This window comes from Streptosporangium sp. NPDC000396 (assembly GCF_042898655.1).
Taxonomy (GTDB): Bacteria; Actinomycetota; Actinomycetes; order Streptosporangiales; family Streptosporangiaceae; genus Streptosporangium.
Map to the genome: position 1 here is coordinate 44,022 of NZ_JBIAZA010000034.1, position 24,933 is coordinate 68,954.

General features: G+C 68.3%; 24 protein-coding genes. 2 read left to right on the top strand and 22 right to left on the bottom strand.

The annotated features are described in order from the left end of the window. The first annotated feature begins 37 nt into the window (after window positions 1–37). A complete protein-coding gene (locus ACFY2X_RS38700) occupies window positions 38–1,174 on the top strand; it encodes an alcohol dehydrogenase catalytic domain-containing protein (RefSeq protein ID WP_389948055.1) in 1,137 nt (378 codons plus the stop codon). On the opposite strand, the gene ACFY2X_RS38705 is transcribed toward ACFY2X_RS38700, so the two are convergent. The 11 genes from ACFY2X_RS38705 to ACFY2X_RS38755 form a co-directional block, all read right to left on the bottom strand. Beyond that, window positions 1,137–2,351, bottom strand: a complete 1,215-nt coding sequence (locus ACFY2X_RS38705) for an MFS transporter (protein ID WP_389948056.1) — start codon at window positions 2,349–2,351, stop codon at window positions 1,137–1,139. The two genes, ACFY2X_RS38700 and ACFY2X_RS38705, sit on opposite strands and share 38 nt — an antisense overlap. Beyond that, a complete protein-coding gene (locus ACFY2X_RS38710) occupies window positions 2,348–3,673 on the bottom strand; it encodes an ATP-grasp domain-containing protein (RefSeq protein WP_389948057.1) in 1,326 nt (441 codons plus the stop codon). Before ACFY2X_RS38710 ends, ACFY2X_RS38705 begins: the two co-directional genes overlap by 4 nt. Further along, window positions 3,666–5,192 (bottom strand): amino acid adenylation domain-containing protein, encoded by a 1,527-nt coding sequence (locus ACFY2X_RS38715; RefSeq protein ID WP_389948058.1) that lies wholly within the window; start codon window positions 5,190–5,192, stop codon window positions 3,666–3,668. The genes ACFY2X_RS38710 and ACFY2X_RS38715 overlap by 8 nt, the downstream gene beginning before the upstream one ends. Next, window positions 5,193–7,019 (bottom strand): hypothetical protein, encoded by a 1,827-nt coding sequence (locus ACFY2X_RS38720; protein WP_389948059.1) that lies wholly within the window; start codon window positions 7,017–7,019, stop codon window positions 5,193–5,195. Then, window positions 7,016–7,273 (bottom strand): phosphopantetheine-binding protein, encoded by a 258-nt coding sequence (locus tag ACFY2X_RS38725; protein ID WP_389948060.1) that lies wholly within the window; start codon window positions 7,271–7,273, stop codon window positions 7,016–7,018. The genes ACFY2X_RS38720 and ACFY2X_RS38725 overlap by 4 nt, the downstream gene beginning before the upstream one ends. A gap of 2 nt (window positions 7,274–7,275) precedes the next feature. After that, a complete protein-coding gene (locus ACFY2X_RS38730) occupies window positions 7,276–8,145 on the bottom strand; it encodes an aspartyl/asparaginyl beta-hydroxylase domain-containing protein (RefSeq protein WP_389948061.1) in 870 nt (289 codons plus the stop codon). Between the two features lie 32 nt (window positions 8,146–8,177). Then, window positions 8,178–9,179: a proline racemase family protein gene (locus ACFY2X_RS38735; protein WP_389948062.1), complete on the bottom strand. Its 1,002-nt coding sequence runs from the start codon at window positions 9,177–9,179 to the stop codon at window positions 8,178–8,180. Between the two features lies 1 nt (window position 9,180). After that, window positions 9,181–10,014 (bottom strand): PhzF family phenazine biosynthesis protein, encoded by an 834-nt coding sequence (locus tag ACFY2X_RS38740; protein ID WP_389948116.1) that lies wholly within the window; start codon window positions 10,012–10,014, stop codon window positions 9,181–9,183. Between the two features lie 2 nt (window positions 10,015–10,016). Next, complete coding sequence (locus ACFY2X_RS38745; protein ID WP_389948063.1) at window positions 10,017–11,117, bottom strand: DUF6421 family protein; 1,101 nt, start codon at window positions 11,115–11,117, stop codon at window positions 10,017–10,019. A 24-nt stretch (window positions 11,118–11,141) separates the two neighbouring features. Further along, complete coding sequence (locus tag ACFY2X_RS38750; RefSeq protein ID WP_389948064.1) at window positions 11,142–11,927, bottom strand: DUF6202 family protein; 786 nt, start codon at window positions 11,925–11,927, stop codon at window positions 11,142–11,144. 451 nt (window positions 11,928–12,378) lie between these two features. Further along, window positions 12,379–12,837: a hypothetical protein gene (locus tag ACFY2X_RS38755; RefSeq protein ID WP_389948065.1), complete on the bottom strand. Its 459-nt coding sequence runs from the start codon at window positions 12,835–12,837 to the stop codon at window positions 12,379–12,381. A 10-nt stretch (window positions 12,838–12,847) separates the two neighbouring features. Between ACFY2X_RS38755 and ACFY2X_RS38760 the strand changes: the two genes are divergently transcribed. After that, complete coding sequence (locus tag ACFY2X_RS38760; protein ID WP_389948066.1) at window positions 12,848–13,024, top strand: hypothetical protein; 177 nt, start codon at window positions 12,848–12,850, stop codon at window positions 13,022–13,024. Between the two features lie 43 nt (window positions 13,025–13,067). On the opposite strand, the gene ACFY2X_RS38765 is transcribed toward ACFY2X_RS38760, so the two are convergent. The 11 genes from ACFY2X_RS38765 to ACFY2X_RS38815 all read right to left on the bottom strand — a co-directional run bounded on the left by ACFY2X_RS38765 (window position 13,068) and on the right by ACFY2X_RS38815 (window position 24,744). After that, a complete protein-coding gene (locus ACFY2X_RS38765) occupies window positions 13,068–13,748 on the bottom strand; it encodes a glycine-rich domain-containing protein (RefSeq protein WP_389948067.1) in 681 nt (226 codons plus the stop codon). Continuing rightward, window positions 13,726–14,796: a hypothetical protein gene (locus tag ACFY2X_RS38770; protein WP_389948068.1), complete on the bottom strand. Its 1,071-nt coding sequence runs from the start codon at window positions 14,794–14,796 to the stop codon at window positions 13,726–13,728. Before ACFY2X_RS38770 ends, ACFY2X_RS38765 begins: the two co-directional genes overlap by 23 nt. Further along, window positions 14,793–15,251 carry a hypothetical protein gene (locus tag ACFY2X_RS38775; RefSeq protein WP_389948069.1) on the bottom strand — a complete coding sequence of 153 codons (459 nt, stop codon included), beginning with the start codon at window positions 15,249–15,251 and terminating at the stop codon, window positions 14,793–14,795. The genes ACFY2X_RS38770 and ACFY2X_RS38775 overlap by 4 nt, the downstream gene beginning before the upstream one ends. Before the next feature lie 355 nt (window positions 15,252–15,606). Next, window positions 15,607–17,253, bottom strand: coding sequence for a GMC family oxidoreductase (locus ACFY2X_RS38780; protein WP_389948070.1), 1,647 nt, complete (start codon window positions 17,251–17,253; stop codon window positions 15,607–15,609). Next, complete coding sequence (locus ACFY2X_RS38785) at window positions 17,243–17,902, bottom strand: gluconate 2-dehydrogenase subunit 3 family protein (RefSeq protein ID WP_389948071.1); 660 nt, start codon at window positions 17,900–17,902, stop codon at window positions 17,243–17,245. Before ACFY2X_RS38785 ends, ACFY2X_RS38780 begins: the two co-directional genes overlap by 11 nt. A gap of 18 nt (window positions 17,903–17,920) precedes the next feature. Next, window positions 17,921–18,841, bottom strand: coding sequence for a sugar phosphate isomerase/epimerase family protein (locus ACFY2X_RS38790; RefSeq protein ID WP_389948072.1), 921 nt, complete (start codon window positions 18,839–18,841; stop codon window positions 17,921–17,923). After that, window positions 18,838–19,929, bottom strand: coding sequence for a Gfo/Idh/MocA family oxidoreductase (locus ACFY2X_RS38795; RefSeq protein WP_389948073.1), 1,092 nt, complete (start codon window positions 19,927–19,929; stop codon window positions 18,838–18,840). The genes ACFY2X_RS38790 and ACFY2X_RS38795 overlap by 4 nt, the downstream gene beginning before the upstream one ends. Window positions 19,930–19,979: 50 nt before the next feature. Next, window positions 19,980–20,978, bottom strand: a complete 999-nt coding sequence (locus ACFY2X_RS38800) for an ABC transporter permease (RefSeq protein WP_389948074.1) — start codon at window positions 20,976–20,978, stop codon at window positions 19,980–19,982. 3 nt (window positions 20,979–20,981) lie between these two features. Beyond that, complete coding sequence (locus ACFY2X_RS38805) at window positions 20,982–22,514, bottom strand: sugar ABC transporter ATP-binding protein (protein WP_389948075.1); 1,533 nt, start codon at window positions 22,512–22,514, stop codon at window positions 20,982–20,984. 121 nt (window positions 22,515–22,635) lie between these two features. Next, window positions 22,636–23,802, bottom strand: coding sequence for a substrate-binding domain-containing protein (locus ACFY2X_RS38810; RefSeq protein WP_389948076.1), 1,167 nt, complete (start codon window positions 23,800–23,802; stop codon window positions 22,636–22,638). A 105-nt stretch (window positions 23,803–23,907) separates the two neighbouring features. After that, the gene (locus ACFY2X_RS38815; protein ID WP_389948077.1) at window positions 23,908–24,744 is read right to left on the bottom strand and encodes a sugar phosphate isomerase/epimerase family protein; all 837 of its coding nucleotides are present in this window, start codon (window positions 24,742–24,744) and stop codon (window positions 23,908–23,910) included. Window positions 24,745–24,933: the final 189 nt, after the last annotated feature.

Consider the following 24,933-nt stretch of genomic DNA (forward strand, 5'->3'; position numbering starts at 1 on the left):
CGAAGACAACCTTGGAAGCGTCAGGAGAGGTGATGTGATGAGAATCCGCGGAGCCGTCCTCGAGGAGATCGGCCGGGCACGCCCGTACGCCGAGTCCCGTCCGCTGTCGATCTGCGAGCTCGAACTGGACCCGCCCGGCCCCGGCGAGCTCCTCGTCAGGGTCGAGGCCGCCGGTGTGTGCCACTCTGATCTGTCGGTCGTCGATGGCAACAGGGTGCGGCCCGTACCCATGCTCCTGGGACACGAGGCGGCCGGCGTGGTGGAGCAGGCCGGCGTCGGCGTCGATGACATCGCAGTCGGCCAGCGGGTCGTCATGGCCTTCCTGCCCCGCTGCGGCGCGTGCGAGGGCTGCGCCACCGACGGTGTGATGCCCTGTGTCCGCGGGAGTGCGACCAACAACGAGGGAACGTTGCTGACCGGTGGCATCCGCCTGCACCGCGATGGCGCCAGGGTCCTGCACCATCTCGGGGTCTCGGCCTTCGCCACCCACGCGGTCGTGGACCGGCACTCGGTCGTCCCGGTGGGCGACGACGTCCCTCCCGAGGTCGCCGCGGTTCTCGGCTGCGCCGTGCTCACCGGCGGCGGCGCGGTCATCAACGTCGGCAGACCCGCCGCCGGCCAGACGATGATGGTCGTCGGGCTCGGCGGTGTCGGCATGGCCGCGCTGATCACCGCCCTTGCCCTGGACGGTGTCACGGTCATCGGCGTAGACGGCAATCCGGACAAGCTCGACACCGCGCGGGAGCTGGGCGCCCACGCGGCCTACAGCCCCGCCGAGGTCGCCGAGCTCAAGATCAAGGCGCCGGTCGTCATCGAAGCGGCCGGGAACGCTCGCGCTTTCGAGAGCGCGGTCGCCGTGACCGCCCCGGGTGGCCGCACCATCACCGTAGGGCTTCCGGCGCCCCACGCCCGATCGTCGATCTCGCCGCTCGGGCTCGTGGCGGAGGGACGGACCATCATCGGAAGCTATCTCGGTTCAGCGGTTCCCGCCCGTGACATCCCCGTCTTCGCCCAGATGTGGCGCGAAGGCAGGCTGCCGGTCGACGCGCTGGTGTCGGCGAGGATCGGGCTCTCCGCCGTGAACGAGGCGATGGACCAGCTCGCCGACGGAAAAGCCGTTCGGCAGGTCATCGTGTTCAGCGAGAACGAGCGGGGCGGGAGACGCGGGTCATGAGGGGGTGGCAGGTCAGGCCTGTGGCGAGGAGCAGGGTGGCGAGTGCGAGCCAGCCGGGGAGGCCCAGGGCCAGGGGAAGGGCGCTCATGACCGCCGGTGACACGCCTTCGGCCAGCCCGTGGCCCAGGCCGAAGACTCCCGCGTACTGGCCCTGCGCGTGGGCCGGAGCAAGGCCGAAGGAGTATTCGGCCGAGGCGGCGCTGTGCCAGATCTCTCCCAGCGTGTAGGCGATCATCCCTGCCGTCAGGAGGAGAGCGGCGGACCAGGGTGGGATCCCCTCTGCCAGCGCCATCAGGAGCATGCCTGCCCAGAGGGTCACGCCCGCCCAGCGCATCGCGCGTCCCGCGGACGGCACGTCGGCGACGTTCCGGCTGATGCGGACCTGGAGGACGACCACCAGGATCGTGTTGAGGACGAGCACCGCGGAGATCGTCCATCGGGGAGCGGAGGTGTGTTCCACGATCCACAGCGGGAGCAGGAACGTGGGGACCGTGAAGTGCAGGGACATCACCGCGTTGATCGCGGTCGCGGTCAGGTAGGTGCGGTCACGCAGAGCCGCCCAGCCGCGGCCGGCGCCTTCAAGGGTGCCGCCGGAGTCTTCGATGGTGAGGGGCGGAAGCCACAGGAGGATCAGGCCGGAGACCAGGTAGGTCAGCGATCGGCAGATCATGACGGTCAGGAAGGCCGCCCTGGTGTCCAGCTGGATGGCGAAGCCCGCCGCCACCGTGCCGAGCGCTATCGCGAGATTGCCCACGGACCGCAGGTAGCCGCGGAAGACGGCCGGTGCCGGCCCGCCGAAGCCGCGCACGAGCGGGGCCAGCGTCGACCAGCTCCCCGCGATCACGGCACCGGACAGCATGGAGACCAGGAGGTAGGTCCAGAACGTGTCGACCAGCAGCAGACCGGTGTTCACCACCGTTCCGCAGACCGCCACCCCGATCTGGACGCGTTTCGGCCCCCATCGGTCCGCCAGGCGGCCGACGTACACGCCCGCGACCAGCCCTGTCATCGCCGCCGCGAACAGCCCGCCGGCCACCTGCGGCGCGGGAAGGCCGACGACCCGTGTGAAGAAGAGCGCGCCGGCCGCGATGAACAGCCCCGTGCCGAAACTGTGCACGAAGGAGGTCACCGCGACCACCCGCTGGCCCCTGTCGGCCGGGAGCAGGACGGCCGTCACCGCCACAGGGTGTCCCCGAAGTCGGCGGCCGGTCGCCATTCCCGCTGGAAGTCCCGCCTGCCTCTGGTCGACAGCCCGTCGGGAAGCACCCGGAGGCGCTCGTCGAACCAGCGCCTGACGTCCTCGAAGCGTTCGGTGAGCTGCTCGATCGAGTCCGCCACGACCATGAACTGCCCGACCCTCTGGCTGGTGGTGGCCGGACCGGCCGCGAAGTGCGTGCCGACCGGGTGCTCGATCCGGGCGAACTCGACGTACGGCAGGGCGAGCAGGTCGGCCGGCGTGGGGCAGTCGAGCAGTGTCCCCGGGCGTCCGGGCAGGTAGGCGCCGCCGAAAATCTCCGGCCTGATCTTGGCCTCGATCTCGGGACGGCGTCCGAGCGCGATCTGGACGGCGCACTCGGCGATGTTCACCCCGAACTTCGCCTGGATCTGCTCGTGGATCAGCCCGCCCCCACGACGGGCGGCGCATTCGCCGAACGTCAGCGCCCCGGACGACCGGTCGTGGAAGAGCTCCATGTGGAACGACCCGTCCCGAAGCCCGAGCGCTTCGAGCGCGGATTCCACGAAGTCCCGCGCCTTCTCGTACACCCGGCTTTCCTCGGCCGGGTCGAAGTGGCGCAGCCAGAGCGGCTTCCCGCTCCGGATGGCGGTCAGGCACGGATCCCCGTAGGCGCCCACGGCGTAGAACAGCAGCTCCCCGCCGTGGACGATTCCGTCCACGAACCACTCGTCGCCGGCGACGTACTCCTCCAGCACGAAGGTGCGCTGGCCGACCTTCTTCTGCCCGTACTCCTCGCTCCGGGCCCGGAGATCGTCGATGCTCTCGACCATCGAGGTGAGGGCGGTGGCGGCACCGGCCACCGGCTTGAGCACGGCGGGCTCGAAGGGCAGTTCCTCGATGCCGGAGACGGAGAGGACGTCCTCCACGACCACGCACCGTGCCGCGGGCAGGCCGGCGTCGCGCACCGCGGCCTTCTGCAGGCTCTTGTCGCGGAAGCGAACCGCCACCTCCGGGTCGAGGCACGGCAGGCCGAGATGGCGGGCCAGGATGCCCGCCGAGACCATGGAGTACTCGTCGGAGGTGTGCACGGCGTCGAAGTCGTCGGTGCCCAGCCCGGCCCGGCGCAACGCCATCAACACGGCTTCGACGCTGCTCTGGTCGTCGACCCTGAGCACGGAGAGCTCGGGGGGAATGACCATGAGCCCGTCGTCCCAGCCGGCCGCGCCGCAGACGACGACGGCGGCCACGCCCAGGCGGACACACGCGTCGAGGGTGTAGCGGTCCAGGCCCACGATCAGCAGGCGAGGCGGACGCTCAGTCATGGTTGTTCCTCCTGAAATACGTGCTTCCCCAGGCCTCCAAGGCGGCCCGGTCCAGCTTTCCGTTCGGCGTCAGGGGCAGGGCGTCGACGGCCACCGCGTGGGTCGGCACCAGATACTCGGGAAGCACCTCGGCCAGGGCCGAGCGCACTCCGAGCGGGTCCGCGGAGCCGGCCGCGGCCTTCGAACCGGACGTGTAGGCCAGCGCCATGGACTGGTAGCCGCCGTCCGCTTCGCGGATCGGCACCGCGGCGCAATTGAGCACGCCCGGCACCGAGCGGGCGGCGTGCTCCACCTCGGCGGGCTCGACCCGGAAGCCGCGGAGCTTCACCTGCCGGTCCTTGCGGCCGAGGTAGCGCAGGTTGCCGTCGCCGTCCACGCGCCCCTGGTCGCCGGTGCGGTACACCCGGGTCGGCACGCCTTCGATCGGCACCGTGCGGAACCGCTCCGCGGTCAGCTCGTCCTGTCCCAGGTAACCCACGGCCAGGCCGTCACCTGCCACGCAGATCTCGCCCTCTTCCCCGGAGGGGCACACCTCGTCGCCGGCCATCACGAAGATCCGTGTGCCCGGCGCCGCCGTACCCAGGGGAACACCGCCGGGGGCGTCGCAGTCCCGCGCGGAGACCTGGTGAGAGGAGACGAACATGCAACATTCGACGGGGCCGTAGCAGTTCACCAGTGGGATCCCCGGATGGGCCCGGATGAACCTGGCGGCGTGGGCGCCGGACATCGCCTCACCGCTGACGAGGACCGTCCGCAGGCCGGCGAAGCAGCTGGGGTCCACATCGACGAACAGGTTGAACAGGGCGGTCGGCATGTGCACCGTGTTCGCGCCGCGCTCGGCGACGGCGGCGCGCAGGGTCTCCGGGAGGAAGACCCGGTCGTCCGGGAAGAGACAGGTTCCTCCCGCGACCAGGGTTCCCCAGACCTCCAGTGCGTACATGTCCCACGCCGCGTTCGACACCTGCGGCATGACGTGGCCGGAGCCGAAAGCGGCCGGGCTGTCCCCGCGGAACAGGCGCAGCGCCGCCCGGTGCGGCAGAACCACCGCTTTGGGAACCCCGGTGGTCCCCGAGGTGAAGATGACCATCGCGGGTGTGGCACCGTCGGCGTCCCGCTGCGGCGGAGCCACCGCGCGGTCCGCGGATTCCCTCGGCGACTCCTGGGGCGGGGTCCAGACGGGGAACCCGTGTGCCTGCGAGTCCGCGACGGCCAGGGGCGACGGCAGGCGCCCGACGAGCGACTCCAGCCGCTCGGCGGGCCATCCCGGATCGAGCACGGAGTAGGCCGCCCCGCACTTCAGCAGTGCGAGCTGGACGACGACCAGACGCGCGGACCGGGGAAGGATGACGGGGACCATGCTCCCCGGGCCGATGCCGAGGTCGGCGAGAAGCGACGCGAGGAAGTCAGCCGCCCGGTCGAGGGTGCGGTAGCTGACGGCCACTCCCCGCTCGACCAGCGCCGGATGGTCCGGCCGTTCCCGTGCCCGGCGGGCCACCGCCGCGTGAAGGATGCTGTCCACCTATGCCTCCTCGGGCGGCAGGACGGCGAAGGGGCAACGCAACAGGGAGATCGCGAGATCCTGGACGCCGAAGACCGTGAAGTGGTGCTCCTGTGGCGGAGCCGACGGGTCGAGACGGATGTCGAACAGGACGCTCCGGCTCTCCCCCCGGCCGAGCCGTACATCGTGCACCGCCGGGGATATCGAGGCGCGAAGGCTCCAGGGAACGGTCACGCCCACCTGCACCGGCCCCGGCCGCACCGGCTCGACCGTCGCCTCGACGCGCAACGTCTCCCCGGCGAAGACGGTCGGGGCGGCGTCCGCGTCGAGCCGTACCCCGCCGTCCATCGCGTATCCGACCGGACCGCAGCTCAGGCAGACGTGCGCGGTGGTGTCGGGGACACGCGCGCTGAACCCGCGACGCCGGTACTGCCATGCCGTCCGCCCGCACAGGACGCACGGCGTGGTCGTCGCGTCCGCCGGGGAGACCGAGCTCCGGTCGCCGAAGAAGCGGGAGAACTCGGCGAGCCCGTCGTCGGGACGTTCCGCCATGCGTACGGCCATCGCCTCGTCAAGCGACTGGGCGTCGTCCCGGAGCGAGCGCAGGAACGCGGACCTTTCCGCGGCCAGGCCCATGATCGGCCGGACGGCCGTTGTCTCGGCCTTCTCCGCCACCCTCTCGAACCCTTCCCGCAGGGGGTGCGCGGCGGGCAGCATGCCGGTCATGAGGAAGCCGCGGGCCCGGGAGCTGAGGTCCCTGACGAGTTCCGCGGGTTCCTCCTCGACCGCCGGAGCCGGTGGCGCCGGGTCGCCGTAGGCCGAACTCGGCAGCCCTACCTGGATGAACGTGGGGTAAGGGTGCATGGTCGTGAGGCCGGCGTTCAGCAGCCGAGCCGTACTTCCGCCCCGGTCCGCGGAGTTCAGCCAGATGAGGTTCTCCACCCGGGCCGACTGGTGCATGGACAGTGCGGCCACCACCGTCTGGGCAGGACCGTCGACGGCGTTCAGGAGCAGCTGGTAGCGGGGGCTGTAGGAGGCGAGATCCGCCAGAGCACCGCTGTCGCAGCCGCTGAGCACGAGCTCCGCGGTGCGCACCCGGTGCGCGGGGAGCAGCTTGTCCTCGGGTTTGTAACAGCCGCGTCCGTAGGCGCACGTGGGGCCGGGCCGTTCGGGACCGGCGACCGGGCTCCGGCCGCACACCGTGTGCGCGCCCAGGTTGATGCTGTCCTCGGTGCCGTGACCGCTGACCATGACGCGTTTCCAGACGCGCTCCGTCGCGACGCGGGTGAGATCCACGCCGTCCACGGTCCGCGAGTCGTAGTAGGTCGCCGAGGTGGCCACCGGTTTCGTGTCCAGGTCGGTGAACAGCCCGGTCTCGCCCCCGGCGGCCACCTCCCCGTACTGTTTGGCGATCATCCACGTGAGCGAGTGCAGGTCGCGGCCCGTCAGCAGGAAGACGTCCCGTTCGCGGCGGTAGGCGTCCACCAGGACCGGCCCGAGGACCTCCATCCGCAGATCCTCGTAGCGGCCGAGGACCACCAGAGAACCGTCGCCCGCGGACGGCTCGCCGTCCGTCCACTGCCGGGCCAGCGGACGGGCGAACGAGCGGACCGCCTCCGGAACGTCCCCCAGGACGACTCCCGCCGCGTACCCGAGGGGCTGCCGCAGCGCGGGGTAGAGCCCCGCCGCGAGGTCGAGTGCCGCCCCGAGGTCGGAGCGTTCGCCGACCCACACCGGCACGGCCGTCTCACGGCGGCCCTCCGACCAGGCCGCCTGGAACTCGGCGACGGCGCGTTCGAAGTCGGCGGCGCTCGCCACGGCACGGAAGACGCCCTGGAGCCCCGTCATTTCGTCGCTCCGATGTTCATGATCGCCGACGCGAGAGCCTCGACCGTGCGGTGCTCGAAGATCGCGCGTAGGGACAGGTCGCAGCCGAGGTCGTCCACAAGCCGCGCGGCGGCCCGCACCGCCCCCAGTGAGTGGCCGCCGAGGTCGAAGAAGTCCTGGTCGGGCTCGATCCGGTCGAGGTGGAGGATCTCCCTCCAGACCGTGGTGATGTGCCCGCACAGCTCCGGGTACGACAGCTGGTCCTTGGCGGTCATGCTCACCTGGGCAGGAAGGTGAAGTCCTCGCCGACTTCACGGGAGAGGATGAAGAACTTCTTGGCGCGTTCGGCGATGTCGATCAGTTCCGCGTCGCCGGACTGCCGGGTGACGTCGATGAGCCAGTCCCACGAGGCCCCGATCGGCGCCTCCTCCGTGAGGTGGATCCGGCCCAGCAGGAAGGCGATGTCCTTGATGTTGTGCCGGGACACGACGGTGCTCAGGGCGCGCAGCCGTTCGGGCAGGTCCGAGGCGGCCGGCTTACGCTCTGCCAGGGTGGGCCGGAGACCGGGGTCGTAGAACTCGGGCCGGGCGAAGATGTCCGCCGGCTGGAAACCCGGACCGGCCGCGAAGTCGAGGCAGAGCGACCAGCGGCTGCGCGAGGACATGTTCATGGCCGCGTGGACCTGGGCCGCGTCCAGGAACCACACCTCGCCCTTGCGCATGTGGAAGACCATGTCCTCGTCGGAGTTGACCGAGTGCTCGTTGTCCTCCAGAAGAACGATCACCCGGAAGAACTGCTCCACCTCACCGGCCTCGATGAAGTCCCGGTGCGGGATGATGGAGAACTCGACGACGTTGCGCCCGCGCACCATCGTCAGCCGGTCCGGGTCGAACCAGGTGGTCAGGACCTCGCGAAGGTAGGGGACCTCGTCGAGGAGCGGGGTGGGGCGTCCGGGGCGCTGCTCGTGGCCGTACCAGAAGCCGTCGGTGTGGTCGCCGGAGGCGTTCCACAGGTTGATGTTCAGCCAGGTGCCCGTGGTGAAGACCCGGTACGGCTCCTGCGGGATCGGCATGGACTCAAGCCGGGCGATGTCCTTGGCGATGCGCTCGTCGTCGAACGGGATCCGGCCAAGAATCGTGGAGGCCATGGGGAGGCGTGTCCTTCCTGACGGAGGGGTGGTCAGAGCTCGAAGCCTGCGGGGAAGGGGTCGTCGGGGGACAGGAAGTACTGCGCGGTGCCGGTGATCCAGGCCCGTCCGGTGACGGTCGGCACGACGGCCTTGCGATCGGCGACGGTCGTCTCCTCGGCGAGGCGGCCGATGAACTGCGACCCGATGAAGGACTCGTTGACGAAGTCGGCGCCGATTTCCAGTTCGCCGCGGGCGTGCAGCTGCGCCATCCTCGCGCTGGTGCCGGTGCCGCACGGCGACCGGTCGAACCAGCCGGGGTAGATGGACATGGCGTGGCGCGAGTACGACGCGTCGGATCCCGGAGCGGCGAAGTACACATGCCGGACGCCTCGGATCCGTGAGTCCTCGGGGTGGATCGGCTCGGCCGTGGCGTTGATCGCCTGCATGGTGGCCAGGCCCGCGGCCGTGATCTCGTTCTTGGCCTTCCTGTCGAACGGCAGCCCGTAGTCGTCGAGCTGCACGATCGCGTAGAAGTTGCCGCCGTACGCGAGGTCGTAGCGGACGGAGCCGAACCCGGGAACCTCCAGCTCGGCGTCCAGCCGCTCGCAGAACGCCGGGACGTTCCGGAGGGTGACGCTCTGCGCGACCCCGTCGGAGACCGCCACGTCGACGACGACCAGACCTGCCGGGGTCTCCAGGCGCACGGTGGTGACGGGCTCGGTCACGGTGACCATGCCCGTCTCCACCAGGACGGTCGCGACCCCGATCGTGCCGTGCCCGCACATCGGCAGGTAACCGGACACCTCGATGAACAGCACACCCCAGTCCGCGTCGGGCCGGGTCGGCGGCTGGAGGATGGCGCCGCTCATCGACGCGTGCCCCCGCGGCTCGGTCACGAGCAGGGTTCTGATGTGATCGAGGTTCTCGCGGAAGTAGATGCGGCGTTCCGCCATCGTCGCCCCCGGGATCACCCCGATTCCACCGGTGATCACACGAGTGGGCATGCCTTCGGTGTGGGAGTCGACCGCATGGAAGATTCGCTTGGTGCGCACGTCATCCCTCTCGGTTCTGGTCGAGGTCGTCTTCGGACAGGTGAATCGTTCCGGCCATGTACTGCCTGGCCGCGCCGGACAGGGCGACCCGGTCTCCGTCCAGGCCGCAGTCAAGGCTGATCGTGTGGGTACGGCCCAGCCGTGGCGAGAACTGCTGGGCGCGCATACGGGACTTCCCCAGCCGCTGCGCCCAGTACGGAACGAGCGCGCAGTGCGCCGATCCGGTGATCGGGTCTTCGGGGATCGACAGTTTCGGCCCGAAGAAGCGTGAGCAGAAGTCGGCCTCGGCCCCCGGCGCGGTGATGACCACGCCACGCAGGTCGAGCGCGGAGAGAGCGACCGGGTCCGGCACGACCGACCGGACCTGGTCCTCGGTGTCGTAGACCGCGAGGTAGTCCATGGACTTGTAGACCGCCGACGGTGCCGGCGACCCCAGTCCTCGCAGGAGGCTCTCCGGCGGTTCGACCTGGAAGAAGTCGAGGGCGGGGAATGTCAGGCCGAACTTGTCACCGTGCCTGGCGACCACGAGCGGCCCGCTGGCCGAGTGGAACGTCACCTCGTCCCAGTCCGGATTGACATGTGTCAGCACGACGTACGCCGCGCCCAGCGTGGCGTGCCCGCACAGGTCGACCTCGGTGGCCGGGGTGAACCAGCGCAGATCGTAGTCGTCCCCGTTCCTGAGGATGAACGCCGTCTCCGGGAGGTTGTTCTCCAGGGCGATGGCCTGCATGACGGCCTCGGGCAGCCATTCTTCGAGCAGACAGACCGCCGCCGGATTCCCCCAGAAGATCCGTTCGGTGAACGCGTCGACCTGGAAGATCGGAATGTCGATCATGTTCACACGCCCAGCTTCCGCTTGGCCTCGGCGAAGAAGGGGATGTGACGGTAGTCCCCCGCCTCTTCGTCGTAGTCCGTGTACTTGTTGGTGAATCGCAGCAGCCGTTCCCTGACCTGTTCGGCGGGCTCGCTGTGGATGTGCCGCTCGATCGCCTGGATCTCGCCGAGAAATTCGGCCAGTACGGCGGGCAGATCCGGGCGGAGGTGGATCAGGCCGTTGTGCAGCCGGATCCCGTCCGCGGCGATGAGGTAGTTGAAGAGCAGCTGAGAGGCGACCGCGTCGTAATTGGGCCTGGGTATTCCCTCCACCGCGTAGCGGAGCAGCCGCTCGGACAGCACGTACTCATAGGTGAGCCTCGCGCCGCGCTCGGGCAGGGCGGAGTCGTTGAGGCAGGCGAGCATCGCCGACACGTCCACCCGCAGTTCCTCAAGGCCCGCCAGCGGCTTGAACTTCTTCACCGGAAGGAAGTCGGGAATCGGCATGTCTCCCTGACGGTGGTGGTATTCGTGCAACCGCACCCACCACGCCGAGGCCTGTTCGATGTCGCCCGGCCATGCGGCTTCGACCAGCGGGAACGACCCCTCCGCCATGACGTTGGTCACGAGAAGCCGGGTCAGGCGCAGATGCCGTTCGACGAACTTGTCGATGAAGTAGAAGATCAGGTCGCCGCTCTCCTGGCGGCCGTCGATGTGGTTCTCCGGGAAGAGCGCCACGACCGGCCGGGCCTCGAAGCCCTTCGACATCCGTTCGATCGTCACCGGCATCGTCGGGCTGGGGTACCCGGCGTCCAGACGGTCGTCGGTCGGGAGCGGCCGGTACGTCAGGAAGTCGAGGGACAGCGTCGGGAAGTAGGAGGCGTCGAACAGCGAGAAGATGGAGTTGTCCGTCCGGTTGTTGATATGCGCCTTCGTCTGGAGCAGCCGGGGATCCCGGCCGAAGGCCATGGCGTCGTCAGCGAACGCCTGGACGATTTGCACGTGCCGGAGCGTGGGCGAGGCGATCAGCTCATTGGACAGGTGCTTGAGGAATGCCTCGTCCCGAACTCTGTCACGTTGGACCAGGCCCCGTAGTGCGTTGACCGCGTCAATGACGTCGTTCACTGGCTTTGCACGCCCTTCCCCGGGTCAGCCAGCAGAGATCTGATCGGCGAAGTCGTCGAGCGCGCCTGCCCAGTGGGCCGCGTAGTCCGTGGCGAGCAGCACGAACTCTTCGGCGTCCGCCTCACTCTCGACCATGGCCGTCATGCCGGTCTCCTCGTCGCTGACCGACTTGGCGTGACCGGTCTCGGCTCTGATGTGCGCGTCGATCCACGTCAGCGCGTCGGGCGCCGCGAACAGCTTCTGCCCGTCGACCAGCACCTTGCCGTACATGCGCCGGAACGCGACCGCGATGTCCAGCGCGATGGCCTCCACGACCCGCAGCTGCACCGCCGCGCCCAATCGGTGGTCGGCCATTGCCTCCATCGCCCCCAGGAGCTCGGCGACACCTTTCGGGAAGTCCTCTGCCGTCTCCTCGCCGACCACTCCGGCCAGCGGCTTCACGATCGAGTCGGCCCACCACAGGTAATGGATTCCGGCCGCCCCCCGTGGCGCCACCACACTGAAATCCTCGGCCAGGTTGTCCAAATCATCACCGATGACCCGATAGGCCGTCTGGAATGCCGCCAGCACCTCCCGATCCGGAGCTTTCTGCGACGTGAAGTGCCGCGCCGCCACACCCAGTCCCGAAATCGTCGTGAACATGAAGGTCTTGGTCATCACCTCCCACTGCCGCGCCACGGCCAGCGCGTCCGCCTCCGCGACTTGGTCAACGGCCTTCGCCGTGGCGAAGAACCGGTTTTCCGGCCTGACCAGCTGAGCCGCTTTCACCACTTCGGACACACGTTCGTCAAGTCCTGCGCCGCCTGACATGACACCCCTTCTCAGCCCGGTTGGGGGATTAATATGTCACACATCATAGATCACCTTGTACGAGATGACCATTATGAGTCACTTGAGACTTCAGAAATCTTTTCGGCCAGACCGAAAATCAACAACAAAGCCAGATCTTTGGTTTTCGGTCCACTAGTTTTTCCAGTGGCGGGCACCGTGACCTGCGATTATCGGGGTCCACCCCACCGGGAAACGGTCCGCGTTTTCACGAATTACATCCAGCCGACCACCCTTGACCAGCGGGTCGGCTCCTCGGCGCTTGGCACTGCCCTGCAAGGCGTTGTCTGCGGCGATCGAAAACTAGGACATAATTCGGATCGCCCAAAACCACATTTACCTCATTAATGCTGGTCTACAGGCTCCGGATCGGACTTTCCGGTTTCTTTCGGCGGCCTGTTCGGTCTCCCCAGCGGTTCCGGTGGGAACACGCTTATCGCGCCGGCTCCCAGCGCTCGCCCGTCGGCAGGTCCACCACCCGCAGACCCGGTCCGGCCAGGGCCACCGTGTCCGAGGCGGTGCCGGAGGTGCGGAACAGCGCCGAGAGCGGATCGCGCCCGTGGGCGTCGTGCACCGGGATCAGCACCCCCGCACCAGAGTCCGCCCCGCGGGCACCGCCCGCATCGACACGCCGGGCGCGATCTCGCGCTCCTGCCCCCCAGCGAAGGTGCTCGGCATGCCAAAAACCCAGGGCCCTGGCCTGGCGGGCCATGCGCGGAGTGGGCACGTACACCGGTGTGGACTCCTTGCCCGGCAACATGCGCAGCGCACGCAGATCCCAATGGTTGGTGGCCAGGTTGGTGACGACGACGGCGGCCAACGACGGCAACTCGGCGATTCCCAGGCCCAGCGGCTCACCGTGGCGCAGGAACCATCGTTCGGTGCTGTCCACGCCCGATCCGATGGATCACCAGGACATGTTGCGCCAGCACGTCGCCGAGCTGGAACAGCGCATCGCGCGATCGCGCGCGGCCAAGGACCTGATCGAGCACGCTCTTGCCTGCCCGCACAGCTTCGCATCCTGTGAACACGCCCGCGAGCAGATCGCGGCGCGCATCCCGCCCGCGTACGGCAGGTAGATCGGCGGGCCGCCGCGAGAAACACGGTTCGAGCCAGCCTTCACTAGGCTGAACGGAGAATCCTGCACTCGATCAGTGTCGCGACAAGAGCGATCTTCTCCTCGTCGGTGAGATCGCCCGGCAGCTCCCTGACATAGAACGCGCCGGTGCCGGCAACGAACCTGAGCGCGTCCTCGGCGATCTCGTTCACCGAGAACAGAACCTCGCCGTCAGGGTTCAGCAATTCCACCATGTCCAGGCCCGTCCGCACCTCCAGCGACCCCACCCGATCGTTTATCACGCGGCGGCGGGTCGTGACGTTCCTTTCGTCGTACCAGACGTCCGGAAGCGGTGTCCCGAAGAGCACCCGGTAACGATCCTGAAAGAGTTTGAACGAGGTTTCGGCGATCGGTGCCTGCGACGGCGGCTCCGGCGCGTTGCTCGGACTGTGGGGGATGTACCGGCCGAAGAAGCGATTGCAGAACTCGATGTACTGTCGCGTGAAGAGGATGAACTGGTGCCACGCGTCGTCGACGCGCAGCGAGTACATTTTCCAACCCTCCCCCTCGCTCAGGCCGACGAGGACGAGATATCGCTTGACCTCGCCGAAAAGCGCCTGCCCCTCCTCGGCACTTTCGACGATGTGCTCCTTCAGGAGCTTTTCCACGACGAAGGGGGCCTCGTAGTCCAAGGCGTCGAAAACCTGCGAGTTCGACGTGTGCTCAGTTCGAAATGTGTGCGTCATCGCCTGTCCTCGTGTAAAGGCCGGTTTCTTCCAGTGCCTCCGCAAGAGCCATACGCTCTTCCTGGGAGAGGCCTCCGGGTATCGCGCGCACGTCGAAGGCCTGCTCCCTGACCACGAACGCGATCGCCTCACGTGCGACGCCGTCGACGGCGAGCTCCTCGACCGGACCCCTCGCGGTCTCCGCGTAGAGGGCGACCATATCGCCGGCGCAAAGGTAGGACAGCGTGAGATCTTTGTGCACGCGCCGGAGCCTGAGGTCCAGGCCGGGGGCGGAGTCCGGTTCGGGCCTGTTCACGCTTCGATAGATCAACCGGCTGGTAGCGGAAGAGCCGACGGCGGCACATCTGGCGAGAAGAGCCGGCGCCTGGGTGACACGCATCGAAGCGAGGGTTGCGGCGAGCACGCGAACGCGCCTCATCCGGCGTCGTGCCGCGATGACACTGGCGTAGGGATGGTCGTGCCTCGCCGGCACGAGCCTTGGCCTCGTCATGAGGCCCGGCAGAGGACAGTCCTGATCACCGAGGTCTTCCCCGTCTCTCGGACTGGTCACGTGGAAAGACAACGACCAGTCCGGCGATCTGTTGATCGGTGCGTGAATGCAGGGCCTGTGGATGTATCCGACCTTCCCGGCGGACGCCGGAAAGCGATTCTTGGGCACCAGCTCACGGCGGCGGTAGGACTCGTCACGATCGTAGGTCAGGACCTCGAGCTCGTTACGGCAGACAGCCGTGATCGTCCATGCTGTGTGCTCGTGCGGTCCCGGCGTGCCCTCGGGCGGCCAGTACCCGAAAGCGAACCGGATGCCGGATTCCGGCGTCACGAAGAACGGAACGAGCCCCGGCCGCAGAGCGTTTCCCTCGATCAGCCGCAACTCCGCGAAAATGCAGCTCGCAAGGAACTCGTCGTCGACGACAGCGGCTTGGACGCTCGATCGGGCGGCGAGAACAGTCTCGATTTCCGGATGCTCGCGCTCATCCCGTGACGGGAACCGAAGCGCTTCGAACATCTCACACAGATCGTCGAGTCTCATTGCGATGTCGAGCATCATTCTGGTGTGCATGTGGACGTGCAGATGCTGCAGGAGCACCAGGAAAGGCAGTCCATGCAGACGGAGAAACACGTTTCACGACCGCCGTGCCCCCGTACGCGCATGCGGAGCCTGCCTTTCCTCAGCTCCTGAAGATCGCTCTGCGGCACGTCATCGCGGGGTTCCGGCGGCTCAAGCCGGTTGATGGTTATCTTCGCGTCCTTCTTGACCCAGAGGATGACGCCCCCGAGCGGCGACCTCGGCGCCTTCACGTGGTGCAGTATGTCGCTCCGCGCTATCTCCACCGTGTCCGAGAGGCGATCCAGCCTCTGGTACAGGGTGATGACGTTTTCGTTTCTCGACGGTCCGACGAAGCCGCGCAACAGCCTCGCGTCATTGCCCACCCCATGCGCGATCAGCTCCGCCACCAGTGGATTCTCCGGAATTCCGGAGCTTGAGTCGCTCGCGTCGGTCATGGGTGCTCTCCCGTGTGTCCAGCAGAGTTGATGGCTGATTCGTAAGCTCGTCGTCACCTGCCGGTGTGGTGGCCGCCAGGAGAGCCGGCGGTTCAGTGACCGGCTTTCCGCGCGGCCGTACAGCACGGCGCCTTTCCGCCACGTTCGCGACCCGACGCGTGAGTGGCATCGAGACCCCCTCGATCGAGATGACGGTCCCGTTCTATATCCGTCTGGCCGCGCGAATCGGAGTCGGCACGCCGGGGATGGCGACTCCTGGCCGGTGGCTTGATTCGTTCCTGCCACTTGCCGTGATTGGATCGGCCAAGCCTGAACCCCAGGTCCAGTCGCGGTGGCGGGTGAGCCGCTCGCCGGTTCACCCGTCCCTGTCGGCGGAGCGGCCGCCGGCGATGTGGTCGGCGACCCGCCAGGCGTTCGCCATGATCGTAAGGGTTGGGTTGGCTCCGGTGCCGGTGGGGAACGGCCCGCCGTCGACGACGAAGAGGTTGTCGACCTCATGCGCCCGGCACCACCTGTTCAGCACCGACGTCTCAGGGTCGTCTCCCATGCGCGTCGTGCCGTGCTGGTGTGAGCAGTTGCCCGTGATGCGGTCGATGTAGACCCGGTAGACCTTCCTCGCTCCGGCCGCTTCCAGGATCTCCGCGTTCCTGTCGATGAGGAAACGCCCCATGGCCAGGTCGTTCTTGTGCGGGTGCAGCGTGATCCGCGCGACCGGCAGTCCCCAGGCGTCCCTGACCTTCTCGTCGAGCTCGACGCGGTTGTCGTGCTGCGGCATGTCGTGCAGGACCATCGCGACGGCCATGCTGTGGTTGAAGTGGTCCCGGTCGATCCGCTTGGCCTCGGATCCCCACAGCGGACGGTCCGGCAGGCTCCAGTTGATCGGCAGCGGGATGCCGACACCCGCGCACGCGACGTGACCGCCACCGGCGAAGTCCCGCGAGTCGTCGTGCTCGTAGAACTGGAAGCTGCTGGCGCTGACGTAGCCGCCACCCGCCCAAGCGTAGATCGGGTCGTCGAAGAGGCCGATCGCGGCGCTGTACTCATGGAACGTCACATTGCGGCCGACGAGATCACTGCCGTTGGCCAGGCCGTCCGGGAAGCGCGCGGAGCGGGAAAGCAGCAGCAGCCGCGCCGTTTCAACCGCGCCGCAGGCGAGAATGAAGACGTCCGCCTCCTGCTCGACGAGATCACCGTCGGCATCCTGGTACAGGGCGCTCTTCGCCCGGCCGCGCTCGTCCACCGTGATCTCGCGCACGTAGCAGTCGGGCCGCAGATCATAACGTCCGGTCGCCACCGCCTCGGGGACGAAGACGTTCAGCGCGCTCGACCTGGTACCGGTCGGGTCGCCGTGCTGCTGGGCGAAGGCGCTGATGACCGTTGCCGACCGGCCGTTGAACGGCCGTGACAGCGCCGCCTGCGGTGTCGGGAACGAGTTGTAGCCGAGATTGCGGCAGCCCTCGTGGAACTTCCGCGCATAGCGTGACATGGGCAGCGGCGGGCAGGGGTAGCCCCGGCTCCGGGGTGACTCGAACGCGTTGGCACCGGCCTGGCCCGACACGCCGAAGGCCCACTCGATCGTCGTGTAGTACGGTTCCAACTCGGCGTAGGTGATGGGCCAGTCGGCGAGCGTCGTGCCCGGCACGTCGCCGACGATGGAGCGCAACCGGAAGTCGTTCTCAGTGAAACGCGGCAACCAGCCCTGCCAGTGCACCGTGCCGCCACCGACCATCTGCGGCACCGGGCAGAACAGCTCGACCTGCGGTTCCTCGCCTTCCGAGGCGCGGACCGTCCGCGGATTCAGCAGCGGGTCGGGCCAGAGGTTGTAGCGGTTCACGTTGGCGAGTTCGTCGCCGCCGAAGCTCTCCTGCCTTCGCCAGGGCCCGCGTTCGAGTCCCACCACCCGCATGCCATGCTCGGCCAGCACCTTCGCGGCGGTCGCGCCCGAGGCCCCCGCACCGATGATGCAGGCGTCCGCTCGCTCCGGCTTCGTTCTATTCGCCATGGTCGTCTCCCGCTCCGGGGTCTCCTCCGCCCTCGGCGAAGTAGGCCAGCGTGCTGTAGCGCCCCGAGTGCACCTCGGCCAGCGAGGCCGGCCCCGGGAACCCGATCACCTGCCAGCCGGCCCGATCTCTGTTTCCCCCGTAGACGGGGTCGGCGTAGAAGCCCTGGCGGGTGTGGAAGGCCAGCAGCGGGACGAATTCGAGCTCGATCTCGGTGCTCGTCTGCTGCAGCGCGGGCTCCACCGGCGCGAACCCCGCGACGGCCTTCGCCTTCTCCAGATCAGCCCCGGTCCCTCCCCGCTCCACGTCGGCCAGGACGCGGTCCTGCTGATCGCCCGGCAGCCGCGCGAAGTCGGCGCCGAACTGATCCCGGCTCCGGCGATCCAGCTCCGCGATGCCTTCGACGTACTTCTCGCGCAGGATGTCGATGCGCTGACGCCAGGCGTCGGCGCGCATACCGTCGAGCTTCTCGAATCCGCTGCCGTCAGGCTTGGCGTAGATGTAGCCGAGGCCGGAGAGATATCGGTCGAGGAAGTCGATCGTCCCGGCCTCCCTGGCGCCCGGCGAGTCGTCGGTCGGGATCATCCGGGCCATCGCCGCCTCGACGGTCTCCCGCTGGTGCGGGTCGAAGAACACCTGCTCGTCCGCCATCTCACGCTCCTTCCGCCGTCAGGCCACCAGGAGGGGACGCAGCGTGCTGTAGGCGAACCGCAGGCCGGTCCGCACGCGGTCCTCGGTGCCGCCCCAGACCGGGTCCTCGTGCTCGACGGAGAGCACGCCGTCGAAACCGCCCTCGTACAGCGTGTCGACCAGGCGGCGCCAGTCCACCTGGCCGAGACCGGGCACCCGGTAGCGCCACCAGCCGACGTCCCACGGATCGGGCCGGTCCACCGCGCGGCCGGGGTAGCCGTAGCGGTTGCGCCGCTCCGGGAACACCTCTATGTCCTTGGCCTGCGCGTGGGGGATCCGGTCGACGTACGGCCGAAGCGCCGTCACCGGGTCGATGCCCATCCAGACCAGGTGCGAGGGGTCGAAGTTCAGGTAAAGCCCGAGAGAGAACATCCACTCCCACAACTCCGGCGAGTAGGCGAGGTTGCCCGGATAGCCGTCGGGGTGCCAGCCCTCCATCACGCAGTTCTCGATGATGAGCTTGACGCCCTTCTCACCGGCCTGTTCCACCAGTGGAGGGAAGATCTTCTCCGCGTCGCGCAGGTTCTCCGTGACGCTCTTGGACGGGTCACGACCGACGAACGTGCCCACCGTGGGGCAGCCGACCAGTGCGGCGGCGGCGATGCAGGCCCGCACGTGCGCGTTGATCGCGGCTCGCTCGTCCGGGTCCGGGTGCAGGTTGTTGTCGTAGAAGGACAGCGAGGACAACGTCAGCCGGTGTTCGTCGAACAGGGCACGGACCTCGTCGGCCTCCCGCTCACCGAAGTCCTCCGCCTTCAGGTGGGTGGCGGTGAACGGCCGGTCCCCCAGGTCCGGCCAGGCGGCCACCTCCAGCGCCTCGAAACCGGCGCTCACCGCCCAGGTGACGATCTCCTCCAGGCTGCGCCGGGGCAGGCAGGCGGTCAGGAAACCAAGTTTCATGCGGGCACCTCCACCCAGCTCTGGGATGTGGCGGACTCGATCACCGCCGCGGTCAGTACGGCGGCGCGCAGCCCGTCGTCGAATGTCGGGAGCCCCTCGGGGCGTGCGCCGCCGATGGCGGCGTAGGTGTCGGCGACGAAGGCGTTGAAGCAGTCCTGGTATCCCTGTGGGTGACCGGCCGGTAGCCGGGCGTACGGCCGGGCGGCCGGCGACAGGGTGTCCGGGTCGCGGAGGACCAGGCGGTTCTCACCCCGCCCACCGACCCAGAGCGCGTCGGGCGACTCCTGGTCGAACACGTATGACGTCGACGTGCCGTCGAAGGAGAACCACAACCGGTTCTTGCGACCCGGCGAGACCTGGCTGGCCACCACCGACCCGGACGCGCCGAGATCGGTCTCGAACAGCACGACGGCCCCGTCCTCGGTGCCCACGGAGACCATGCCCTCGCCGAGGCGGCGCTGCGGGAACGCGGTGGTCATCCGGGCGGTCAGCCGGGTGATGCGATGACCCGTCACGAACTCCATCAGGTCGCACCAGTGCACGCCGATGTCGCCGAACGCGCGCGAGCCGCCGCCGAGCGCCGGGTCGATCCGCCAGTTCGTCTCGTCGCCGCCGGACAGCCAGTCCTGCAGGTAGGAGCCGTGCAGCAGCCACAGCAGGCCGGCCTCCCCCGCCGCGATCCGGGCGCGGGCCTCGCGCACGGTCGGGTAGTAGCGGTAGACGAAGGGGACCGCGGTCACGACGCCGGCGTCCCCGGCGGCCTTGACGAGACGGCGCGCGTCCTCGGGGGTGGTCGCCAGCGGCTTCTCGCAGATCACCGGCTTCCCGGCGCGCAGGGCGAGCTCGGAGAACGGCACGTGCAGCGCGTTCGGGGTGCAGATGTGGACGGCGTCGACGTCGGCGACGACGAGCTCCTCGACGGACCCGGCGGCCTGATCGGCACCCAGCCGCTCGGCCGCGATCGCGGCGCTCTCCGGGGTGGAACCGGCGACCAGGGCGACGACGCCCCCCGAGGCTCGGACGGCATGGGCGTGCACCGCTCCGATGAAGCCGGCACCGATGATGCCGGCGCGGAAACGTCTGGTCATGGCACCCTCCCGGACCGTGGGATCACTGTTCTCGAAACCCGGGTGGCGGGCTATTTTCGGCGGGCCAGCGCCACGGCGAGGATGATGATCGCTCCACGGACGACCTGCTGCTGGCTCGTCTCGAGACCGGCCAGGATGAGACCGTTGTTGATCAAGCCGATGAGCAGGGCGCCGAACAAGGTGCCGATGACCGAGCCGCTGCCGCCGAAGAGGCTGGTGCCGCCCAGGATCACGGCGGCGATGGCCGACAGCTCGTCGCCGCTTCCCCACTGGAAGCGCCCGGACTGCAGCCGTCCCGCGTACAGCATGCCGGCCACGCTGGCCGCGAGCGAGCACAGCAGCAGCACCTGGAACTTGATCCGCTTGGTGTTGATACCGGTGAACTCGGCGGCGACGCGGTTGCCGCCCGTGGCCAGCACCTGCCGGCCGAACCGGGTCTTGGCCAGCCCGACGGCGCCGACCGCGACGAAGGCGGCCATCCAGATGAGCAGCCCCGGGACGGGACCGAGGTTGCCCGATCCGAACACCAGGTTGAAGGTGTCGTTGAGGATGGGCTGCGGCGCCGAGGCGGTGATCCACTGGGCCACGCCCGAGGCGATGCCCAGCATGCCGAGGGTGACCAGGAACGAGGGGATGCTGAGCAGGCTGACCAGGCCGCCGTTGATGGTGCCGACCACCAGGCCCACGGCCAGCCCGGCCAGGACGCCCGGCACCAGCCCCCAGTTCGCCAGTGCCATCGCCGTGCAGACACTGGCCAGTCCGGCCACGGCTCCGACGGAGAGGTCGATCTCCGCGCATGCGATGACGTATGTCATCGCGACGGCTATCACGGTGATGATGGCGGTCTGCCGGAAGATGTTCAGCAGGTTGTTGGCGGTCAGGAAGCCCTCGTCTCCCAGGAGCAGGGCGAAGAAGAGAAAAACGACGACGAACCCGATATAGATGACGTAGCGTCGCCAGTCGAGTCCGCCGAACCTTTCGCGTAGCAGGTTGAGGTTCCAAAGTCCCGCTTTCGAGGGGGGTGTCGCGGGGGTGGTGCTGTGAGCCATGGTTCAGACCCCCTGGACGGCAAGTTGCAGGAACTCCTCATCGGGGATCTCCCGGCGGTGCAGCTCACGCAGCACGGTGCCGTCCTTGAGGACGAGAACGCGATCGCTCACCGCGAGGAGTTCCGGATACTCGGATGAGATGACGATGACGCCCTTGCCCCCATCCGCGAGGCCGCGGATCATGTGAAGGATCTCGGACTTCGTGCCGATGTCCACACCGGCTGTGGGCTCATCCATGATGAGGACGTCGGGTTCGGTGCCCAGCCACTTGGCGATGACGACTTTCTGCTGGTTGCCACCCGACAGCAGCCGGACCGGGCGCGCGGGGTTCGCCACCTTGATCTCGAAGCGCTCGATGAGCGAACGCGCCAGTGCCTTGGCCGCGCCGTCGTCGACGAGCGGACCACGAGACACCTGGCGCAGCAGTGGCAGGAGCAGGTTGTCGCGGACCGAGTGGTCGAGCACCAGGCCCTGCTCCCGGCGGTCCTCCGGGATGAGCGCGACGCCCGCCTCCGTGGCCTCCTGCGGGCTTTCCACGTCGACGCGCCGCCCCCGGATCAGGATCTCTCCCCCGTCCAGCCGGTCTACGCCGAACAGGCACCGGGCGAGCTCCGTACGGCCGCTGCCCATGAGCCCGGCCAGGCCGAGGATCTCCCCGGCGTGCAGTTGGAAGGACACGTCGCGAACCCGCCGGCCGGAGCGGAGGTTTCGGGCCTGCAGCAGCGGCTCCTTCTCGACCGGTTTCGCCCGCTCCTGGTAGACCAGCTCGCCTTCGATCTGCTGGCCCACGATGCCCTCGACGATCTGCTGGGGCGTGACCTGTGTCAGTGGCTTGGTGAAGAGCCGGCGTCCGTCTCGCAGGATCGTGATGCGGTCGGCGATGCGGTAGACCTCGTCCATCCGGTGAGAGATGTAGATGATGGAGATACCGCGCGCCTTCAGCCGCCCCACCAGCTCGAACAGGGCCTCTGTCTCATGTTTGGCCAGGCTCGCGGTCGGTTCGTCCATGATGAGGATGCGGGCGTCCTGGGCCAGGGCCTTGGCGATCTCGGTCAGCTGCCAGTACGCGGTGCTGAGGTTCCCGACCGTGGCGTCCGGATCGACCTCCACGTCCATCTGGCGGAAGACCTCGCGAGTTCGCCGACTGGCCTCCCTGTCCATGATCAGCTTCCCGGGGCCGAGCGGCTCGGCCGCCAGGAAGACGTTCTGGGCAACCGTCAGGGTCGGGACGAGGCTGAATTCCTGGAAGACCATGCCGATTCCGGCGGCACGAGCGTCGTGGATCGAGGCGAACCGCACCGGATGGCCCTCGATGAGGATCTGGCCTTCGTCCAGCGAATAGACACCCTGCAGGATCTTCATCAGGGTCGACTTCCCGGCCCCGTTCCCACCCGCCAGGGCGTGGACCTCGCCCCGGTGCACCTCGAAGTCGACGCTCTTGAGGACCGGCACGCCGTCGAAGGACTTGTGTATCCCGCGCATCTGGACGGCGATGTCACCGTCCAGAGGTCCGGCAGGACTGTTCGGATCGGACATGGCTTCAGCTTCCAACTTACCCAGCTACCAGCCTACGCCCTGGTCAGAGGCCCGCGCGAGATCGGCGCCGTCCATACGGCCGTATGAACACGGACGGCGCTTCCTGACGTTTGACCCGCCGTCACTTCTTGAAGGAGTCCTCCAGGAACGGGGGCGGATTCTCGTGGTAGACCTGCTTCCACGCCTCCAGCACGTTCCTGTGCTCGACCGGCAGCGCGCCGAGCGCCACGTACGGCGGTTCCTTCTTGCCGAGAAGCCCTCCGGCGGCCAGCCGAGCCTCCGTGACACCCTGGTCGAACGGGACCTGCGCGCCGAGGCCGATGACCAGTTCCTTCCTCGCGAGAGCGATGGCCACGATCTTGCCGAGATCTATCGTGGAGATCTTCAGGTCCAGACGCCCGGAGGCGCGGGCGGCGGCCATCACTCCCTCGGCCGGGACGTCCCAGACCGCCCAGATCCCGTCGAGGTCCGCGTGCTTGCTCAACATCGCGTTCGCCACGTTCTGCGCGTCACCGGCGAAGTCCGGCCCGCCGATGCCCTTCTCCTCCACGATCTTGATCTCTGGGTATTCCTTCTGGATCGTGGACTTGGCGCCCTCGTAGCGCTGCCTGGTCACGAAGAAGTCGGCCTCGTGGTAGATCATCCCGATCTTCCCCTTGCCTCCCAGCGTCTTGGCCAGGAGGTGGGCGGAGACCACGCCGTTGCCGTAGTTGTCGGCGGAGACAACCGAGACGTAGTCCTTGCCCGCGACCATGTCCTTCGGGGCGTTGTCCATGAACACCAGGCGGACTCCGGACTCGGCCGCCTTCTTGTAGGCCGAGGCCGTCGCGATCGGGTCGGTCGGGATGGAGACGATGACGTCGGGCTTCTGGCTGAGGACGGTCTCCAGGTCCGACACCTGCTTGTCGGGCTTGAAGTTCGCGTCGGTGACGGCGACGACCTTGATGCCGAGCCTGCCGAACTCGGACTTCAGCCCGGCGATCTGGGCGTTGGACCAGTCGTTCCCGCCGTAGTGCATGACAATGGCGGCGGTGGCGTTCATCGACTTCACCTTCGCGACATCGTCGGCTGAGAGGGTCACGGTGTCGGCGAGAGCGGGCTGTTCGCCATGGGGGCCCTTGCTGAACACCTGGCCCCGCATGGTGGCCAGGGCGTGCTCGGCGGCTTTGGAGATGCCGGGCGACTCGGTGACCACCGTACTGCTGGGATAGCTGCAGCCGGCCACGACGAGCGAGATCAGCAGGGCCGCTGACGCAAGAGGGCGGACGGGACGCTTCATGTGTGTCATATGTGCCCTCCGGAGGTTGGTGCCGCGGCGGACGCGGCGCATGTGATGAAAGTGGCGGTCGGGCACGACGACACCGATGCACCCCCGAGCGAACGCCTCCCGGACTCAGCCGCCGGTTTCCCGCAGCAGCTTGTCGAGGTAGGCCTTGCTGGTCTCGGCGGCCTCACGCGGGTCGCCGTCGTAGGAGTCCAGCTCGACGAGCAGCCAGCTGTCGTAGCCGGATTCCTTCACGGCCCGGATGATGTCGGCGAAGTCGAGAGTGCCCTGGCCGAGGGGGAGGAACCGCAGTGGGTCGAGGCGGAGGTCCTTGAGATGGACATGGCGGACCCGATCCGGGTAGCGGCGGATCAGCGCGGCCGGGTCACCGCCACCGGCGGCCAGGTGCGCCGTGTCGGGGCAGAAGCCGATGGCCGTGCGATGAAGCAGCCGCTCCAGCTCGCCTGGGCTTTCCACGATCGTGGTCAGGTGGGGGTGGTAGCTCGCGCTCAGACCATGGCTCTCCGCGATCTCGGTGACGCGGTCCAGGCCGGCGGCGAGCCGGTCGTAGTCCGCGTCCTCGGTCCCCGATGCGCGCCGCGCGCCACCGCCCACGACGAGTCGCCGGGCGCCGAAGGTCGCGGCCAGTTCGGCGGCCCGCCGCACCCGGTACAGCTCGTCGGGAAGGATGTCGGCGTAGATGAAGTTCGCGCCGGTGTAGACACTGACCAGCTCCAGCCCGGCACCGGCCAGCAGCTCGCGCAGTTCGTCCGGCCGGTCGGCGTAGTCGGCGACGTTGCCGTCGAACATCTCGGTGCCCTGGTAGCCGGCCGCAGCGATATCCCGGACGGCTTGTTCCATCGAGCCGTTGGCCCGGTAGAAGAGGTCCTTGACGCTGGTTACACCCTGGGCGTGCCCGACGACACCACCCCAGGTGATCGAGTGGTATCCCAGCCGCATGGCCATCTCACTTCGTCTTCCTCATACACATGAAATGTACGCGGACACGCAAAAGTCAAGAGGACGTCACCGCCACGCCCGGACCGTCTCGGAACGCGGTCGCGGGGGGGGGCCCCCGGGGGGGGGGGGGCCCCCCCCCCCCCCCCCCCCGCGGCCGGGGGGGGGGGGGCCGGGGGTGTTGTCGTGGCCCCGCGG